Origin of the sequence: Synechococcus sp. R50.1 (assembly GCF_047462115.1) — a bacterium.
Lineage (GTDB): Bacteria > Cyanobacteriota > Cyanobacteriia > Thermostichales > Thermostichaceae > Thermostichus.
This window is the reverse complement of record NZ_JANSIN010000003.1, coordinates 38,897-54,619: the sequence shown is the minus strand read 5'-3', so window position 1 is coordinate 54,619 and position 15,723 is coordinate 38,897. Positions and strand designations below refer to the sequence as shown.

Genomic DNA, 15,723 nt, shown 5'->3' with positions numbered 1-15,723 from the left:
CCTACAAACCCATTCCCGCCAGCGTGTCGATCACCTGCTCCAGGATCAGGGTGAGGTTGGGATGGGAGGTCTCGAACAGGCCCAGCGCCTCTCCAATGCGATCTCTATGCCCTTGGCTCTGTTTGCTCTCGGTTCGGGATCCCAGCTCGGCCAGCACCGCTTCCACTTCCTGGCGAATGGTGGCAATGTGCTGCCGCTGCTTTTCGTCCAGGCCAGGGGTTTTTTGCAGCTCAACATCCAGATCGCGCAGCAGTTGTCGCAGTTTCGATTCCGCCATTCTTAAAGAGACCTTAACAAATTGAGAACAAATTAAGTTTTGACCACCCTGCCTCGATCATACGGCCTGATGGGTTGAAGCAGGGATCCCTCTATCTAGGGTCTAAGAGCGGGTAAGCGGCGAAGGTTAACTTTTGCAGCCGGGGATCCCAGCATTGGAGCAACTCACATAGGATGGGCAGTAGCCTTGCTGTCTACCCCCATGTCTGAGCTGGCATTGACCCTAGTATGGGTAGCGGTTGCTGTTGCCCTTTTCATGGGAATTTTTGTCTGGGAACAAAGACGCAGCCAAGAGCTGCTGCAGCGGTGGGCGGCAAAGCATGGCTACTCCATTTTGAGCCAGGAGGCACGGTACTGGCGGCTGGGGCCTTTTTCCGGGAGCACTTCCAAGTATCGACGGGTATTCCGTGTGCGGATACGGGATCCGTGGGGGCAAGAACGCACCGGCTGGGTGAGGTTAGGGAACTGGTGGCTGGGGCTTTTGTCGGATCAGGCTGAGGAGCGGTGGGAGTAGGCTGGGATTAAACCACAGAAGGGGAAAGCAATGAACGGGATCAGGGGTTGGAAAGGGCTGAAGGGGGTGGCGTGGCTGGGCCTGGTACTGGCGGTGGCCCTGTTGGGTTGGAACATAATCGCCGGAGGTGGAGCGATGGCCAGTCCCGCTGAGGGATCCCGAATGTTGACGGTTACAGGACAGGGATCGGTCTCTGTAGAGAACTCCATTGCCCTCATTCGCTTGGGGGTGGTGATCCAGGGGGAGACGGCGCAATCGGTACAACAACAGGTGGCAGAACGCTCAGAGCGGCTGGTCAATCGCCTCAAGGAGCTGCAAGTAGGCGCTCTACAAACCACCGGCATTTCCCTCTACCCGCAATACGACTACCGGGATGGCCAACCTCGCCTAACGGGTGTACAGGGGCAAAACAGTCTGCAATTCGAGGTGCCTGTGGCCAGAGCCGGGCAAGTGCTGGACGAAGCTGTGGCCGCCGGAGCCACCCAGGTGGAATCGGTCAGTTTCCGGGCCGATGAAGCCACCCTGTTGGAGGCGCGCAGCCGCGCCCTAACCCAAGCCGTGAAAGATGCCCAACGTCAAGCCCAGGATGTGCTGGGGGCCTTGAACCTGAGCATCCGTTCCGTCGAGCGCATCCAGATTCAGAGCGATGGCTACATGATCCCGCCGCCGATCCCCTTTGCCCGCGCCGACTATGCCCGTCTAGAAACGGCATCCACACCGGTGGAGGGGGGACAGCAAACCGTGCGCGCCCAAGTCACCCTCGAGATCCGTTACTGAGCCTCTGCTTTGCTGCCTCGAATAATTCACAAATGTTCACCACATAGATTTCAGCTCTCCCGCCAAAAGATTCCTACTCAGGGCAAGCCTTGGGCAGCAACAGACAGCGGCTCTGGACGAGCGAAGTCTCAGTGATTCAAGAGTGATTCAATCCATCTAACCAACTCGGCAAAGTGGAAGCGGCTGCTGTTTGCTACCGCATTAGAATAACGATGGAAAGTTGCGGGTAGTTTGCTTTCCCGGATTTTCTCGCCATCCTGCCTCAGTTTGTCTATGGATCCCAGACCGGAGAGCGCTAGTGCAGCTCCTGCGCCTGAGAAGGCGAAACTCGGCTCTGGCAGAAGCCAAGACGGCAGTCTGCAAGCCCGTGTACTGATCGTGGATGATAGCTACATGGTGGCAGAGATGCTGTCCAACTTTTTGGGCAAGCAGGGCTGCAGTATTTCTTATGCTTTGGATGGCCTCTCCGCGCTGGAGCAAATTCGCCGCCAACCCCCAGATCTGATCATTGCCGATTGGGTCATGCCCTCCCTGAACGGCCTGGACCTGTGCCGTCAACTGCGGCAACTGCCGGAATATGCTTGGGTGTACTACATCATTATGACTGCCCGCGAGGGCAACGATAGCATGGAGCGGGCTTTGGAGGCAGGCGCCGATGAGTTTCTTTCCAAACCCTTTCAGGCTGCAGAGCTGCTGACGCGGGTGCGGGCAGGGCTGCGCATTGTAGAAAGTCGCCGCCAGCAATATCTGCTCAAAACTGGGCAAAAATCTCCTCCCTCTCCCCCCAAGTCGATTGGTTTGGAGGTGGGTAACCGTCAGGATTTGGTGGCTCGTTTGCCGCTGCGGGTGGCCCAGGCCCGTGCCCAATCGGAACCCCTCAGCTTGTTTGTGCTGCGCTTGGCCAACCTCGGTTCTCTGGCACAAGGGCTGGATGCTGACGGTCGGGCTGATCTGCTCAAACTGTTTAGGGAGCGTTTGGCCAATAACCTGCGCGATGGAGACGACCTGTTTTGCTACGACGAGGGGCAGTTTATCATTCTGCTCTCCGGGAGCACCTTGGCTGCTGCGCAAATGGCTGCCGAACGCTGCTGTCAGCGGATGATTCAGGATCCCTTTGTGGTGAATGGGCGGGCGCTGCCGGTGCAGCTCCAGTTTGGAGCGGCCAGCCTCATGGACAGCGATGATCCCAAGGGGGTGGCTCTGTTGCGTCGGGCTGCCCAGGCTATGCGAGATAGCAGGAATGTGCACAGCTCGGTGGTGACTGCTCCCCATCCCATCCCAGTTTCCGACCGCGTCAGCGGAACGGAGTCCTCAGAGCTGCTGAAACGCCTGCAGCGTCTGGAAAAAGAAAACGCCGAACTGCGCCGAGAGCTGGAGACTCGCCTCAGGCAGATTGAGGATCTCCGCCAACACCATCAAGAGCTCAGCCAAAAAATGCAGGCTTCTGCACCGGAACTGTCCACAGCGGGATCCCTGGCCCATAGACCCTTGCGCTTGCGGCGGCGAAAACTCCGGCAGCTTTGTCTGAAGCGTCAACTGAGCCGTAGAAGACCGCGCCTGGCTTTGGGACGGCTGAGCAGGTAGCGATGGGCTGAGCGAACGGGAGAGACGGAAGGGAGGTGCAAAAGGCTATGATGGGCATTCTTCAGGGTCAAGTGGCCGGATCTGGGATCTGGAGACCAGCAGGAAGATGGTTCCTAAACAACATTGAGCTAGTCTTGACAGCGGTGGGAATAGGGGTGATTCTGCTAAGTGGTTTTGTGGCCAGCCGCAGCGCTTTTTCGCTAGAAACGGCAACGGCGGTCAGCGCCACTTTGGTGGGGGTTATCCACGGGATCCTCTTTTGGCTGTTGCGACGGCGGCAGAGACAGGTGAGGCGGGAGGCAATCGGGCAAATTCGGGAAATGCTGGAAGATTTGGGCAAAAACCGCCTGCAAACCATCAAGATGAGCTTGTACATGGTGCAGGCGCGTCAACCGGAACAGGAAGAGCGAACCCGACAAAGCTTTGACCGCGTTTACCAGATCCTGGCGGAGATGAGCACCTTGATCGACCACATTTCGGAAGAATCTCTGGCCGGCTGGCGCCATCGCTACCGGCAGACTCTGCAGCGGGTTGAGTCGGAGTCTCAGTAGTCTTTAAAGTGACTTCAGGGATCCCTTGAGGAGTTGGCTGAGCCGGTGGACGGTCGGATTTCGGGAAGCACCCAATTGCTCGGTCTAATCGGGGATCCGGTGGCCCACAGCTTATCCCCAGCCATGCACAATGCTGCTTTGGCAGCTATGGGGGAAAACTATTGCTATGTGCCGTTTCCGGTGGCTCCAAAACACTTGGCGGCGGCGGTGGCAGGGCTAGCGGCCATTGGGGTGCGGGGGTTTAATGTGACGATTCCTCACAAACAGGCCATTCTCCCTTTGCTCGATCAGATTGAATCGCGGGCAGCAGCGGTGGGGGCGGTGAATACGGTTTACCCCTTGCCAGAGGGCGGGTGGGCGGGCACCAATACCGATATCGATGGCTTTGTGCAGCCTTTGCTGGGTCTGGAAAAAGGGATCCCTACTCTCATTCTGGGATCCGGGGGGGCAGCGCGGGCGGCCATCCAAGGCTGTTTGGAGTTGGGGCTGGGGCCGGTGCGGGTGGCGGGGCGATCCCCCAACTCATTGCTGGCCTTGCAACAGACCTGGCCTCAGGTGGAGACGGTGAACTGGGCGGAGTTGAATTGCTACCTGTCTCAGACGCGGCTTTTGGTCAACACCACCCCCGTGGGCATGCACAAGCCGGGATCCCCTGGCGGTCAGGAGCTCTCTCCCCTGAGCCGGGAGCAACTGGGCCTGCTGTCTCCGGGTGCCATCGTCTACGACCTGATCTATGTGCCGGATCCCACTCCTCTGCTGCGGATGGCCGCCGAGTTGGGACATACCCCCATCAGTGGACTAGAGATGCTGGTTCACCAGGGGGCCAAGGCTCTATCGCTTTGGCTGGGAGGCAAGCCTGTGCCAGTAGAGGTGATGCGGCAGGCAGCTCAACACCAGTTGGCCCAGGTTTAGGGTCACTCCAGGCCAGTTGGAAGCCCTCTCTCAAGGTGTAATGAGATAACAACAACTACCGGGCTAGCAATCCAAGGTTGTTTCCCGCTCCCAGGGCGTGATCTGACGGTTGTATTCCTGCCACTGTTGGCGTTTGAGCTTGAGGTAGGCATTCACAAAGGGATCCCCCAGCCTGCTACGGAACAGGGTACTTTGGTCTAAGTGGTTGAGGGCTTCGACCAGAGAGCCGGGCAACGTTGGGGCATTGGGGAGGGGATCCGTGTAGGTGTTGTTGTCGCAGCGGGGGCCAGGATCCCGTTGGTGTTGGATCCCGTCCAGACCGGCGGCAATGAGACCAGCAGCCAAAAGATAGGGATTGGCGGCAGCATCGGCCAAACGCAATTCAAACCGCCCGGCATCCGGGATCCGAATGGCGTGGGTGCGATTATTGCCGCTGTAGCTGATCGTATTGGGAGACCAGGTGGCTCCAGAGAGGGTGACAGGGGCATTGAGGCGACGATAAGAATTGACCGTTGGGTTGGTGAGGGCACACAAAGCAGGTGCATGGTGCAGCACCCCGCCGATGAAGTGATAGGCCAGTTGAGAAAGCCCCAATTCCCCTTGGGGATCGGCGAATAGGTTTTGCTCCCCCTGCCAAAGAGAAATATGGGTGTGGCAGCCGTTGCCCGTCAGATGGGCAAAGGGTTTGGGCATGAAGGTAGCTCGATAGCCATGCTTTTCGGCAATGCTTTTCACCATGTATTTGAAAAAGGCGTGGCGATCAGCCGTAACTAGGGCATCGTCAAACCGCCAGTTCATTTCAAATTGGCCGTTGGCATCTTCGTGATCGTTTTGATAGGGATCCCAGCCCAGCTTCTGCATGCCATCGCAGATGTCCCGGATCACCGAGAAACGCCGCATCAAACTTTGCTGGTCATAGCAGGGCTTGGCCTGCTGGTCGCGCTCATCGGAAATGGCCCACTCTTCTGGCGACAGAAGCATGAACTCGCATTCGATCCCCGTCTTGACTTGAAAGCCCATAGCTTCTGCTTGGGACAACACCTTCTTCAATACCCAGCGGGGGGTTTGTGGCAAGGGATCCCCGTTGACCTGGACTAGATCGGCAGGCATCCAGGCCACTTCCGGCTGCCAGGGCAGTTGAAACAGGCGCTCGCGCTCCGGCTGGGCAAACACATCGGGATCCGCTGGAGTCAAGTCCAACCAGGCAGCAAACCCGGCAAATCCAGCCTGACCCTCTGCCATGAAGTCGATAGCTGAGGCAGGCACCAGCTTGGCCCGTTGGATCCCAAACAGGTCGGTAAAAGAGAGCAGAAAGTAGCCGATCCCTTGGGCGCGGGCAATTTCAGAAAGCGGCTGTGTCATGCACCCAAGCTAGGTCTTGGCCTCAGGTAGAGGTGTGTCTTTCCGCACAAAAATAGATCTTTATCAAAAGAAACGGCCAGGAAGACAAACACCGCCATTTGTATTCGCCCAGGGTTGCGCAGCAATGGGAAAATTCTCCCCTGGCCAACAATTACCCGTTGATGTTCCTTCCCGCTTTTGAGTCAGCCCAGATGGTTGCCAAGGCGGGGTGGAAGTTGAATGCCAAGAGGGCCAGCAAGCCATCGTTTCGAGCAGTACCTCTGGGCATGAAGGCCGGGGCGTCTGCGCCGTGGCTCCCTCAGTGAATTAGGATGGGAGAGCGTGGTTTTCCGCTTGTTCTTCTCTTGGGTAGATCTGGAGCAGCGTAGATGGCAGTTTACGAGGGCAATTTTGTTCAGACGGAGGATCTGCGTCTAGCCATCGTCATCAGTCGGTTTAACGACCTGATCACCGGCAAATTGTTAGAAGGGTGCCAGGACGCGCTGAAGCGGCATGGTGTGGATGTCGGCCCGGAGAGCAAGCAAGTGGACTACTACTGGGTGCCCGGCAGTTTTGAGGTGCCTTTGCTGGCTCACCAACTGGCCCAATCTCGCCGTTATGATGCCATCATCTGTCTGGGGGCAGTGATTCGCGGGCAAACTCCCCACTTCGACTATGTGGCAGCGGAGGTCTCCAAGGGCATTGCGGCGGCAGGATTTCGTACCGGCGTGCCGGTTATTTTCGGGATCCTCACCGCCGATACCCTGCAGCAGGCTCTGGAGCGGGCCGGGGTCAAGAGCAACAAAGGTTGGGAATACGCCATGAGTGCCCTGGAGATGGCGACGCTGATGCGCCAAGTTGCCCCCGTGCTCCAAGGCAGCTACGGCCACAGCGGCAACGGGGCCGGATCCCGTCCGTCTCTGCCCGGTGGAGCGGAAGCCCTGCAGTCTACCCTGGACAGCGCTGCCTATTGAGGGCGGGTGAGCCGAGTCAGCACTTCGTTGGAGCGCTGCACAAAGGCCCGCGCGGCTGCCGGGTCAAAGCTTTTCTGGGTAATCAAAGCCAGATCGTAGATGTGATTGCAGATGAGGTGAACCAAGTCGGGATCCCGACCCTGATCGGCAAGAGACTGCAGGTTTTGGATGAGGGGATGGGCCGTGTTCAGAACCAGGGTGTGCTCTTCCAGAAACTCCAGCGGCTTTTGCTGGATGACGGCGTTGAGCTCCTGCAGGCGCCGCAGCGTCTCCGGCAGCAAGATCATGGCCGGAACCGACTCCGATTTAAGGGCTTCTGCTTGGATCTGCAACTTGTCTTTGCCCAGGGCTTGTCGGAAGAGATCGACCAACTTTTGGCTGCGGGTTTTTTGCGTTACCGGGTCAACAATTTCGGCGGCTTTGTCTTTATCCACCAGCGTTTCATCCAGCTCAGAGTCCACCCGCTTAAATTGGATCCCTTCTTCTTTGTATTCCCGCTCCAAAAAGCTGCTGAAGTGGCTGTCGATCCAGCTATCCAGCATGATCACTTCCAGTCCTTGAGAGCGGTGGAGATCGATGTAGGCACTCTGGGCAGCCTCATCGGTGGCGTAGTAAACTCGCTTGTTTTGCTTGTCGCGGGTGCGCTCCAGGTACGCTTTCAGGGTCACATATTCGGGTTTGTCAGCAGGGGATCCGGCCACTCGGAAAATGAGAATATCCTTAATCTGGGCAAAGAACTTGTCGTTGTTCATCGCCCCAAACTTCATAAAGAGGCTGATGTCGGGCCAGACCTTGACGTATTTTTCGTAATCTTCCCTGTATAGTTCATTGAGACGATCCGCCACCTTTTTGGCAACGTGATCCCCAATGCGTCTTACGGTGCGGTCATTTTGCAAGAAGCTGCGAGAGACGTTGAGGGGAATATCCGGACTGTCGATGGCCCCCCGCAGAGGCAGGAGAAACTTGGGGATGACTTCCTCACAGTTATCTTGGACAAAGACTTGGTTGCAGAACAGCTTGACTTGACCCTTGGTGGGATCAATATCTGGGCGCAACTTGGGAAAATAGAGGATCCCTTGCACGATGAAGGGATAGTCGGTGTTGATGTGCACCCAGAAATGGGGATCCTCTTGGAAGGGGTAGAGGTAGCGATAAAACTCTAGGTAATCCTCATCTTTGAGTTCGGAAGGTGAGGTTCTCCACAGGGGCTTTTGCTTGTTGATCACTTCCCCGTTTAACTTGATGGGAACGGGGATGAAATCGCAGTATTTACGAACCAATTCCCGAATGCGGCTTGGCTCCAGGTATTCTTCGTTTTCGGGGGTGATGTAAAGGGTAACGGTGGTGCCGATGCTGGAGCGCTCGGAATCGGAGAGGGTAAAAGTAGTGGTACCGTCACAAGCCCACTTTACCGGCGTGCTGCCGGGCCGATAGGAGAGGGTGTCGATCTCCACCCGCTGCGACACCATAAAAGAGGAGTAGAATCCTAGACCAAAGTGGCCAATGATTGCTTGCTCTGCGTCTTTGCCCTTGTACTTTTGAATGAACTCTTCAGCGCTGGAAAAAGCCACCTGGTTGATGTATTTTTTCACTTCCTCGGCAGTCATGCCAATGCCGTTATCGGCCACCGCTAAGGTCTTGGCCTCCTTGTTGAGGGCAATCGTGATCTCCGGCTCTGGGAGATCTGCCACTTCGCCGGCAAGGCTGGCCATCTTCAGCTTGGTGATGGCATCAGCAGCATTGGAGATCAGCTCCCGCAAGAAGATCTCTCGATCCGAGTAGAGAGACTGCTTGATGATGGGAAAGATGTTCTCGGTGTGGATGGTGATGGATCCCTGTTCCAGCACGGTCATAGGTGGCTCAGCACTCAAACAAGCTCAGTGCTAATCTACAGAGACCGAAAAGTCCCCGACAAGCAGGCTCTTTTTCGGAAATCCGCACTCGCAACCGAACCGGCTCTCTAGAGCTGAGCGGCTCCGGGCGGAGCTTGGGCTTGGCCGTTCCCATCAGTGGTGCGGAGTGCTTCATCCAAAGCCAACTGTTGAGCCCAATCTTGGCCGACTCGAATGGTGACATCGGAGTTGAGAACGCCAGTAGATTCTACCCGCACTTCTCCCAGGCCAATGGCGGCGCGGATCTGTTTAGCCCCCTCCCGATCCCCGCTCTGGGCGAGGATCTCCGTTTGCTGCAGCACCTGGGTGCTGTCTTCCACAGCAAAAGCATGGACGTATCCTTGCCTCACCAATTCTTGCACCATACGGCGGGCCATCCCCGGCTCTCCGGTTGCGTTTTGCACGGCTATGCGCAGGCGGTGTGGAGGAATGCGGGCTACCTCTGCCTCCAGGCCAAAGTGGGAGACGGCCACCCGTCGGATCCCGGCTGGATCCGGCAGCCAGTAGCTGGTGGAGAATTCTCCCGGCTGGCTGAAGCGGCCCGGCAGCAGCACCAGGTCGATGCGATCGCCCCCAGAGGTGAGGACAAACTTGGCCAAGCTCAGAACCTCTTCCCAGGTGAGGTTGGTATCGAGGTTGGTGCGGATAACCTGCAAAATCTTTGGGATCCGCGGCCAGACAGCAGGGGAGAGCAGTTCCCGGCTCAAGGCCCGCAGCAATTCCTGTTGCCGTTGCACCCGACCGATATCCCCCAATCCCAGGTGATCGCGGCGAAAGCGGGCAAAGTGGTGGGCTTGTTCTCCGTTGAGGCGTTGCCAGCCGGGTTCCAGGTGGATGAACAACTGCTGGGTGTGATCCACGTATTGCATCGGTTCCGGCACGTAGATTTCCACGCCGCCCACCGCATCGATCAGCTCTTCCAGAGCATCGGTATTGAGGCGAATGTAGCGGTCAATCGGGATCCCACCCATCAAGTGGCTGACCACCTGGGCCGCCAGCGCCGGGCCCCCTGCCAAGTTGGCAGCATTGATCTTGGCCACACCAAAGCCAGGCAAGCGCACACGAGTGTCGCGGGGGATGGACAAAACGGTAATCCGCCGCGCCTGGGGATCAAAGCGGGCCAAGAGAATGGTGTCGGTGCGGGTGTTGAGGCGATCCCGTTCTGTGACCAGGCTGGGATCCGGGTTGTCCGTGCCGAGAATGAGGATATGCAACGAGCGATCCAGAGCCGCAGCCCGTAAGGCATCAGGACGGAAGGCTTCTTGTTCTGCAGGAGTGAGGGAAGTTGGGATCACCTGACGGGGCAACATCACGGCCAGGAGGGCACCGGCAGAACCCGCCAACACAGCCGTGAACCCCAACAACAGCCAGAGGATCCCCTGACGAATAGCCTGCTGACGAGCTGCGCGGACACGGTCAGGACGGGGGGGATAGTGGAAGGAGGGCATCAGGTCAGACCAGGTCTCGCGAGCGCGTACAGGAAAGGGTGTACTGTCTGGGTGGTGTTGCCAGCCCCACCAATTCAAGGCCATGTTATCCCATCCTCAGTTTTCAGAGTTGCCTGGATCCAACTTCAGCGAGGTAGCAGTCGCCACAGGGGGATCCCTGCAGCCGTTGTTGGGGAAGTCGGAGGCGCACCTTTGGCTGCAGACAGTCCCCCCGTTGGAGAAGTTGCTCCCCCAGCTCGACTTTCTTTCTCCTGAGGAACGTCGGCGGGCAGAGCGTTTACAACTGCCGGCGGATCGGTGCCGCTTTCTGGCCGGTCGTCTTGGGTTGCGGAGCTTGCTCAGCCGCTACAGCGGCATTCCACCCCAGGCGATCCCCCTCGACCACAGTTCTACCGGCAAACCCTACTGGCGGGATCCACCCCTGCCGCTGCAGTTTAACCTCAGCCACTCCCACGAGCGCGTCCTGATCGGCCTGAGATGGCAATACCGCATTGGAGTGGATCTGGAATGGGTTCGACCTGTGCTCCGCTGGCAGCGCATCGCCCAACGCTATTTTTCGGCTGCTGAGCAAGTCCGTTTGGCCAACTGTCCAGCTCCAGAGCGAGATGCCCTCTTCTTCCAAATGTGGACACAAAAAGAGGCACTCCTGAAGGGAACGGGCAGAGGTCTGGCCGGCTCTGCAGCTTTGGGCGAGGACTCCCGCTGGGTGACCTTACCGCTTCAGGTTGCCGGTGGCTACGTCGCTGCGGTAGCCCTTGAAATGAGGGGCGAAATACCCGAAGACGGAGGGGAAGCCCTAACTGTGCGGCTCTACACGGATGTAGAGGGCTAGACAGCCGCAGCGGCAAAATCTCTCCACCCACCGCTCGAGCTGCTATCTTGAGTTTCCAAGCTACTCCCCTCAGCGGGAGAGAGTTTTTGATTCCATGGTGTTGCCATGTTAAGCAGGTTCTGTCGTTTCCTGGTGTTGGGAATTTGGCTATCGGTTCTCATGATTGGGATCCCGCATCCGGTATGGGCGCGGGATCTCTCCAGACAAACGCCGCAGGAGAAGGTTATTGAGTTGGGTACTGCCGACAATCAGTTGGTGTTTGCGCCCAAGGAACTGTCTTTTCACAACGGCAGCCTCTACCGTCTTCGCCTGAGCAACCCCAGCCAATTGAAACATTATTTCAGCGCCAAAGATTTTGCCGATGCCGTTTGGACCCGTAAGTTGGAAGTGGCCGGTGTGGAAATCAAGGGCCAGATCCGAGAATTGGAACTGAAGCCAGGCGCTTCGGTGGAGTGGCAATTTATTCCCCTGAAATCTGGAGTCTACGCTTTGGTTTGCACCATTCCCGGCCATGCAGAAGCAGGTATGGTGGGGCAGATTACCATCGGCGATTGAGATCCTCTTCCTGGGCTACCCGGCCAAAAGGGGATAGAAAAGAGAAAGACGCTGCCAGGCCAATCCATGAAAAACCCGCTCACGCCCAAAGCCCTTCGCGCCACCGACGCGAACGCGGAACACTGGACTCGGCGACGCCAGGCAGCTTCCCCTCGAAAGAGCAGGCCCCCCCTTTCGGAGCGGATTGCCGGCTATGCCCTCGCGCTTCTCTCCCTCACTGCCGTCCACGGGATCCGCTACTACAACGAACCACAACTGACCGTCGGCAGCCGCTCCCCGCAGACGTTTCTCGCCCCTGCTGCGGCGGAGATTGAAGATGTGGAGGCTACCCAGGCCCGACAAGCTGAGGCGCGACGGCGGGTGGTTCAGGCCCTCAAAATCAACAGCACCGCCAACGACAGCATGCGGCAAAACCTGGAGGGTCTCCTGGCTGAGGTGGAGGCCATCCGCCAAGAGGCAGGGCCTCTGCCCTATGTTTCTGTCCAGTTGCTGTCTCTGCCAACGCAGATCTACCTGCGCCAGCTTTCCCCGGAGGAGTGGGAACCCTTCCAGGCTCGCGCCCGACAAGAGGCCATCCGCGGAGCCACCCCATCTCCTTCAGAAGAGCCCTCTTCTGGGCGACCGGAGCAGCTGGAGCAGCGGGCCAAGCAGGAGCTTGTTGAGGTTTGGCAGCGGGCTTGGTTGGATGGATCGGCCACCCAGATGGCGGGGACGGATCCCTATACTCAGCTAATTGCCCAGGTGGAAGCGGCGCAACGGCGCTATCAAGCGGCTTTGCCGGCTCTGGAGCAGCTCACCCCCCCTGTTCCGGCCACAGTTCTCAATTTGGCAGATGCGGATTGGCAGCATTTGCAAACCTTGAGCCGGCGGGTCTTGGAGCGCCTGCAGAAGATAGGGATTGTGGATGGCCTGCCCCGCGAAGTTCGCGCCGAAGGGATCCAAGCCCAACTGGACGATTTGATGTTTCCGGGCAGCGCCGCCCAACGACAGGAGCTGCAGGCCCTGGTCTATCAGTGGCTGCAGCAGGTGCTCATTCCCAACGTGGAGGTGGATCCCCAGCGCACCGAGCAGCGCATCCGCGCCGAGCTGGAAAAAGTCGAGCCGGTTCTGATCTCGGTTGCCGAGAACCAGGTGATCGTGCGAGCAGATCAGGTCATCACTCCCGAAATTTTTCTCATCTTGGATCACTTTGGGCTTACCCAGCGCGGGATCAACGTCTGGGGCTTGGTGGGGGTGGCCGGCGTGATGGGCCTGGGCCTGGCTGTCTTTGTGCCTCTGCAGCAACGCTTGCGGCCAGGGTTGCGCCGCCGGGATCGGGTGTTGATCCTCATAGTTTCCCTGACCGCTCCCCTTTTGGCGGCCTTGTTCAAGCTGGAGTTCAGCTCCTTGCCGGCGGTGGGGCTGTTGCTGGGCAGTTTTTACGGGGCAGGGCTGGGCCTGGTGGTGGTGGTGGGCCAGGCATTGTTTTTGCCCTTGGTCTCCTCTGCCAACCTGCTCACCCTTGTACCCTTGCTCTCCGGCAGTGTGGTGGCCTCTGCCTTGGCCGGGCGTTCCCGTTCCCGCGAAGAGCTGGCCTTGTTGGGAGGAGGAGCGGCAGCGGTGCAGATGCTGGCCTACGGGGCGGTTAGCTTGGCCACCACCGGTGGCATCGACCTGTTGGCTATGGCTTTGGCGGGGGGAACCAGCCTGGGGTGGAGCATTGTTGCCCTGGGAGCCAGCCCCTACCTGGAGCGCCTGTTTGACTTAGCCACCCCCATTCGTCTGATCGAGTTGAGCAATCCCAATCGCACGCTGCTGCGGCGGCTGGCTGCAGAGGCCCCCGGCACCTTCCAGCACACTCTGCTTGTGGCCACTTTGGCAGAACGGGCTGCCCAGAAGCTGAACCTCAACGTGGAGCTGGTGCGCACCGGCACTCTTTACCACGACATCGGCAAGATGCTGCAGGCCCGCTACTTCATCGAGAACCAGATGGGCAGCCTCAACCCCCACACCCAACTGGACGATCCCTATCGCAGTGCTCAGATTATCAAGGCCCACGTCAGCGATGGCTTGCGCCTGGCCAAGCAATATAATCTGCCTACCGCCGTCCAGGCGTTTATCCCTGAGCACCAGGGGACGATCCTGATTGCCTATTTCTACCATCAAGCCCAGATGAAAGCCGGGGGTCAGCCCGTACCCGAAGAGCCGTTCCGCTACGATGGCCCGATCCCCCAGAGCAAGGAGACGGGGGTGGTGATGATGGCCGATGCCTGTGAAGCCGCCCTGCGCAGCATGACTCTGAGCGATGGCTTCGGCCCCGATGTGGTCGAGCGGGCAAAAGCTGTTGTCCGCAAAATTGCCCAGGCCCGTTGGCAAGATGGCCAGTTGGTTGATAGTGGGCTGACGCTGGAGGATTTGGAGGTGGTGGCAGACGCTTTCGTGGAGGTCTGGCGGGAATCCAACCACGAGCGCATCCCCTACCCCAGTTTCACCCCTGCCCCCTCGCTGCCTGAGACTGCCTCTGCTCAGGCCCAGATCCCGGTGTTGATGAGCCCCTCTACGGGATCCCCTTAGCCAGGTGACCTCTCCCGTTCGCGTCAGTGAGACGGAGTCCTCAGAAGCTAAGTAGGTGGAGAAAGGTCTAGCCCTGCGGCTCATCGATCAGTACGATAGGGGATCGTTCTGTGGACCCAGTATGAACCAAGGCAGTCCTAGGATTTGCAGCCCTAGGCGGAGGATTTTTGTTTTATTGTTTTTGGATGGCCTGCTGAATGTTTCATGGAGCTCCTACTTCCTCTGCCGATCCCAAAGCTTCTGCAGCTCCTTTTCAGATTCCACCTCTGTCTCAGTCCAGCCCTGTCCAACTGTCGCTGGTCATTCCCACCTACAACGAAGCCTCCAGTATCTGCATCCTGATCCGGCAGTTGTGTGCCCACCTAGACACGATTCTGCCTGGAAGCTATGAGTTGATTGTGGTGGATGACAATAGCCCCGATTACACTGCCAAAGTGGCCCAAGGATTGCAAAAAGAATTCCCTCAACTGCAAGTCATCTGTCGCCACCACGAACGAGGCCTGGCCACTGCCGTGCTGCGGGGATGGCAAGCTGCCCGCGGCGAGGTGTTGGGGGTTATGGATGGGGATTTGCAGCATCCGCCGGAGATTGTCCTCAAATTGTGGCTGCTCATCCAGAAAGGGGCAGATTTGGTGGTGGGCAGCCGCTATGCGGAGTCGGGGGGGGTGAGCCACTGGAGCCTGGGCCGGCGCATTGTCTCCCGCGGGGCCCAATGGATTGGGCTGGTTCTGCTGCCGGGAGTTTTCAGCCGTGTTTCCGATCCGTTGAGCGGACTGTTTCTGGTCAGACGCCAAGCCATTGCCGGGATCCCGCTCAACCCCAAGGGTTACAAGCTGCTGATCGAGGTGCTGGCGCGGGGCCGGGTGAAAACCATTGCTGAAGTCGGCTACATCTTTCAGGAGCGCCAAAACGGGGAGAGCAAAATCCAACTGCAAACTTGTCTCCAATATCTCCACCACCTGATGGTGCTGCGCTTTTCGCTAGGGCAGGTGGGATCCTTTTTGCGCTTCAGCACGGTTGGCCTGTCGGGCACCTTGGTGGACATGGCTTTGCTCTATGTTTTGCACGATCCCACCAACTTAGGATGGGATCTCATAACCAGTAAGCTGGTTGCTTCGGAGGTGGCCATTCTCAATAACTTCCTCTGGAACGACCTGTGGACTTTTCGCCATGTGACCCGCTTGCAGCCGGGGCCCTGGAATCGCCTGAAGCGGTTGGCGAAGTTTAACGTTATCTGCTTAATTGGCTTGGTTCTCAACACTTCACTGGTGACCTTGCTGAGCGAGCGCTTGGGCATTCATTATTTGTTGGCCAACTTAATTGCCATCGGTATTGTTGTATTCTGGAACTTCTACCTCAACTCCAAGCTGAGCTGGAGGAGTGCAGAGGTTAAGTCGGACTCTGTGGGTGGCCAGTCTTGAGTATGGCTTTTTCCAGGAAGAGCCAATCCGGAGGTATGGGCATTTCGCTCATTTCCTCACTGTCTGGGCCCCCTTTGGCATCCACCTTCGCTC

The 15,723-nt window shown here is 58.1% G+C and carries 14 protein-coding genes; 10 read left to right on the top strand and 4 right to left on the bottom strand.

The annotated features are described in order from the left end of the window. Position 1: 1 nt before the first annotated feature. On the bottom strand, positions 2–277 hold the full coding sequence (locus tag NW870_RS01640) for a DUF4404 family protein (RefSeq protein ID WP_011432644.1): 276 nt from the start codon (positions 275–277) through the stop codon (positions 2–4). 201 nt (positions 278–478) lie between these two features. On the opposite strand from NW870_RS01640, the gene NW870_RS01635 reads away from it, so the two are divergent. The 5 genes from NW870_RS01635 (at position 479) to NW870_RS01615 (ending at position 4,614) form a co-directional block, all read left to right on the top strand. Further along, positions 479–790, top strand: coding sequence for a hypothetical protein (locus NW870_RS01635; protein ID WP_414373568.1), 312 nt, complete (start codon positions 479–481; stop codon positions 788–790). 30 nt (positions 791–820) lie between these two features. Further along, on the top strand, positions 821–1,567 hold the full coding sequence (locus NW870_RS01630; protein WP_414373565.1) for an SIMPL domain-containing protein: 747 nt from the start codon (positions 821–823) through the stop codon (positions 1,565–1,567). A 393-nt stretch (positions 1,568–1,960) separates the two neighbouring features. After that, positions 1,961–3,151 (top strand): response regulator, encoded by a 1,191-nt coding sequence (locus tag NW870_RS01625; RefSeq protein WP_414356583.1) that lies wholly within the window; start codon positions 1,961–1,963, stop codon positions 3,149–3,151. A 47-nt stretch (positions 3,152–3,198) separates the two neighbouring features. Beyond that, complete coding sequence (locus NW870_RS01620) at positions 3,199–3,702, top strand: hypothetical protein (protein ID WP_414344808.1); 504 nt, start codon at positions 3,199–3,201, stop codon at positions 3,700–3,702. A 45-nt stretch (positions 3,703–3,747) separates the two neighbouring features. Then, positions 3,748–4,614: a shikimate dehydrogenase gene (locus tag NW870_RS01615; protein ID WP_414356614.1), complete on the top strand. Its 867-nt coding sequence runs from the start codon at positions 3,748–3,750 to the stop codon at positions 4,612–4,614. 63 nt (positions 4,615–4,677) lie between these two features. On the opposite strand, the gene glnT is transcribed toward NW870_RS01615, so the two are convergent. Beyond that, positions 4,678–5,976, bottom strand: coding sequence for a type III glutamate--ammonia ligase (gene glnT, locus NW870_RS01610; protein WP_414373563.1), 1,299 nt, complete (start codon positions 5,974–5,976; stop codon positions 4,678–4,680). Between the two features lie 368 nt (positions 5,977–6,344). Here glnT and ribH point away from each other — a divergent pair, with 368 nt between their 5' ends. After that, a complete protein-coding gene (gene ribH, locus NW870_RS01605; protein ID WP_414349754.1) occupies positions 6,345–6,929 on the top strand; it encodes a 6,7-dimethyl-8-ribityllumazine synthase in 585 nt (194 codons plus the stop codon). Here the strand turns inward: ribH and htpG are convergent. Both htpG and NW870_RS01595 read right to left on the bottom strand, forming a co-directional pair. Then, on the bottom strand, positions 6,923–8,782 hold the full coding sequence (gene htpG, locus NW870_RS01600) for a molecular chaperone HtpG (RefSeq protein WP_414373562.1): 1,860 nt from the start codon (positions 8,780–8,782) through the stop codon (positions 6,923–6,925). The two genes, ribH and htpG, sit on opposite strands and share 7 nt — an antisense overlap. Before the next feature lie 107 nt (positions 8,783–8,889). Continuing rightward, a complete protein-coding gene (locus NW870_RS01595) occupies positions 8,890–10,353 on the bottom strand; it encodes an LCP family protein (RefSeq protein WP_414373560.1) in 1,464 nt (487 codons plus the stop codon). A 25-nt stretch (positions 10,354–10,378) separates the two neighbouring features. On the opposite strand from NW870_RS01595, the gene NW870_RS01590 reads away from it, so the two are divergent. The 4 genes from NW870_RS01590 (at position 10,379) to NW870_RS01575 (ending at position 15,630) form a co-directional block, all read left to right on the top strand. Further along, positions 10,379–11,101 carry a 4'-phosphopantetheinyl transferase family protein gene (locus NW870_RS01590; protein ID WP_414373558.1) on the top strand — a complete coding sequence of 241 codons (723 nt, stop codon included), beginning with the start codon at positions 10,379–10,381 and terminating at the stop codon, positions 11,099–11,101. Between the two features lie 105 nt (positions 11,102–11,206). Next, positions 11,207–11,656, top strand: a complete 450-nt coding sequence (locus NW870_RS01585) for a plastocyanin/azurin family copper-binding protein (RefSeq protein WP_414356592.1) — start codon at positions 11,207–11,209, stop codon at positions 11,654–11,656. Positions 11,657–11,722: 66 nt separating this feature from the next. Then, positions 11,723–14,209 carry an HD family phosphohydrolase gene (locus NW870_RS01580; RefSeq protein ID WP_414373556.1) on the top strand — a complete coding sequence of 829 codons (2,487 nt, stop codon included), beginning with the start codon at positions 11,723–11,725 and terminating at the stop codon, positions 14,207–14,209. A gap of 197 nt (positions 14,210–14,406) precedes the next feature. After that, complete coding sequence (locus NW870_RS01575) at positions 14,407–15,630, top strand: glycosyltransferase (RefSeq protein WP_414373553.1); 1,224 nt, start codon at positions 14,407–14,409, stop codon at positions 15,628–15,630. Positions 15,631–15,723: the final 93 nt, after the last annotated feature.

Bases quoted from the DNA above. Each gene is read 5' to 3' on its own strand.
- NW870_RS01640 (WP_011432644.1), bottom strand. From the start codon at position 277: ATGGCGGAATCGAAACTGCGACAACTGCTGCGCGATCTGGATGTTGAG.
- NW870_RS01635 (WP_414373568.1), top strand. From the start codon at position 479: ATGTCTGAGCTGGCATTGACCCTAGTATGGGTAGCGGTTGCTGTTGCC.
- NW870_RS01630 (WP_414373565.1), top strand. From the start codon at position 821: ATGAACGGGATCAGGGGTTGGAAAGGGCTGAAGGGGGTGGCGTGGCTG.
- NW870_RS01625 (WP_414356583.1), top strand. From the start codon at position 1,961: ATGGTGGCAGAGATGCTGTCCAACTTTTTGGGCAAGCAGGGCTGCAGT.
- NW870_RS01620 (WP_414344808.1), top strand. From the start codon at position 3,199: ATGATGGGCATTCTTCAGGGTCAAGTGGCCGGATCTGGGATCTGGAGA.
- glnT (WP_414373563.1), bottom strand. From the start codon at position 5,976: ATGACACAGCCGCTTTCTGAAATTGCCCGCGCCCAAGGGATCGGCTAC.
- ribH (WP_414349754.1), top strand. From the start codon at position 6,345: ATGGCAGTTTACGAGGGCAATTTTGTTCAGACGGAGGATCTGCGTCTA.
- htpG (WP_414373562.1), bottom strand. From the start codon at position 8,782: ATGACCGTGCTGGAACAGGGATCCATCACCATCCACACCGAGAACATC.
- NW870_RS01595 (WP_414373560.1), bottom strand. From the start codon at position 10,353: ATGGCCTTGAATTGGTGGGGCTGGCAACACCACCCAGACAGTACACCC.
- NW870_RS01585 (WP_414356592.1), top strand. From the start codon at position 11,207: ATGTTAAGCAGGTTCTGTCGTTTCCTGGTGTTGGGAATTTGGCTATCG.
- NW870_RS01580 (WP_414373556.1), top strand. From the start codon at position 11,723: ATGAAAAACCCGCTCACGCCCAAAGCCCTTCGCGCCACCGACGCGAAC.
- NW870_RS01575 (WP_414373553.1), top strand. From the start codon at position 14,407: ATGTTTCATGGAGCTCCTACTTCCTCTGCCGATCCCAAAGCTTCTGCA.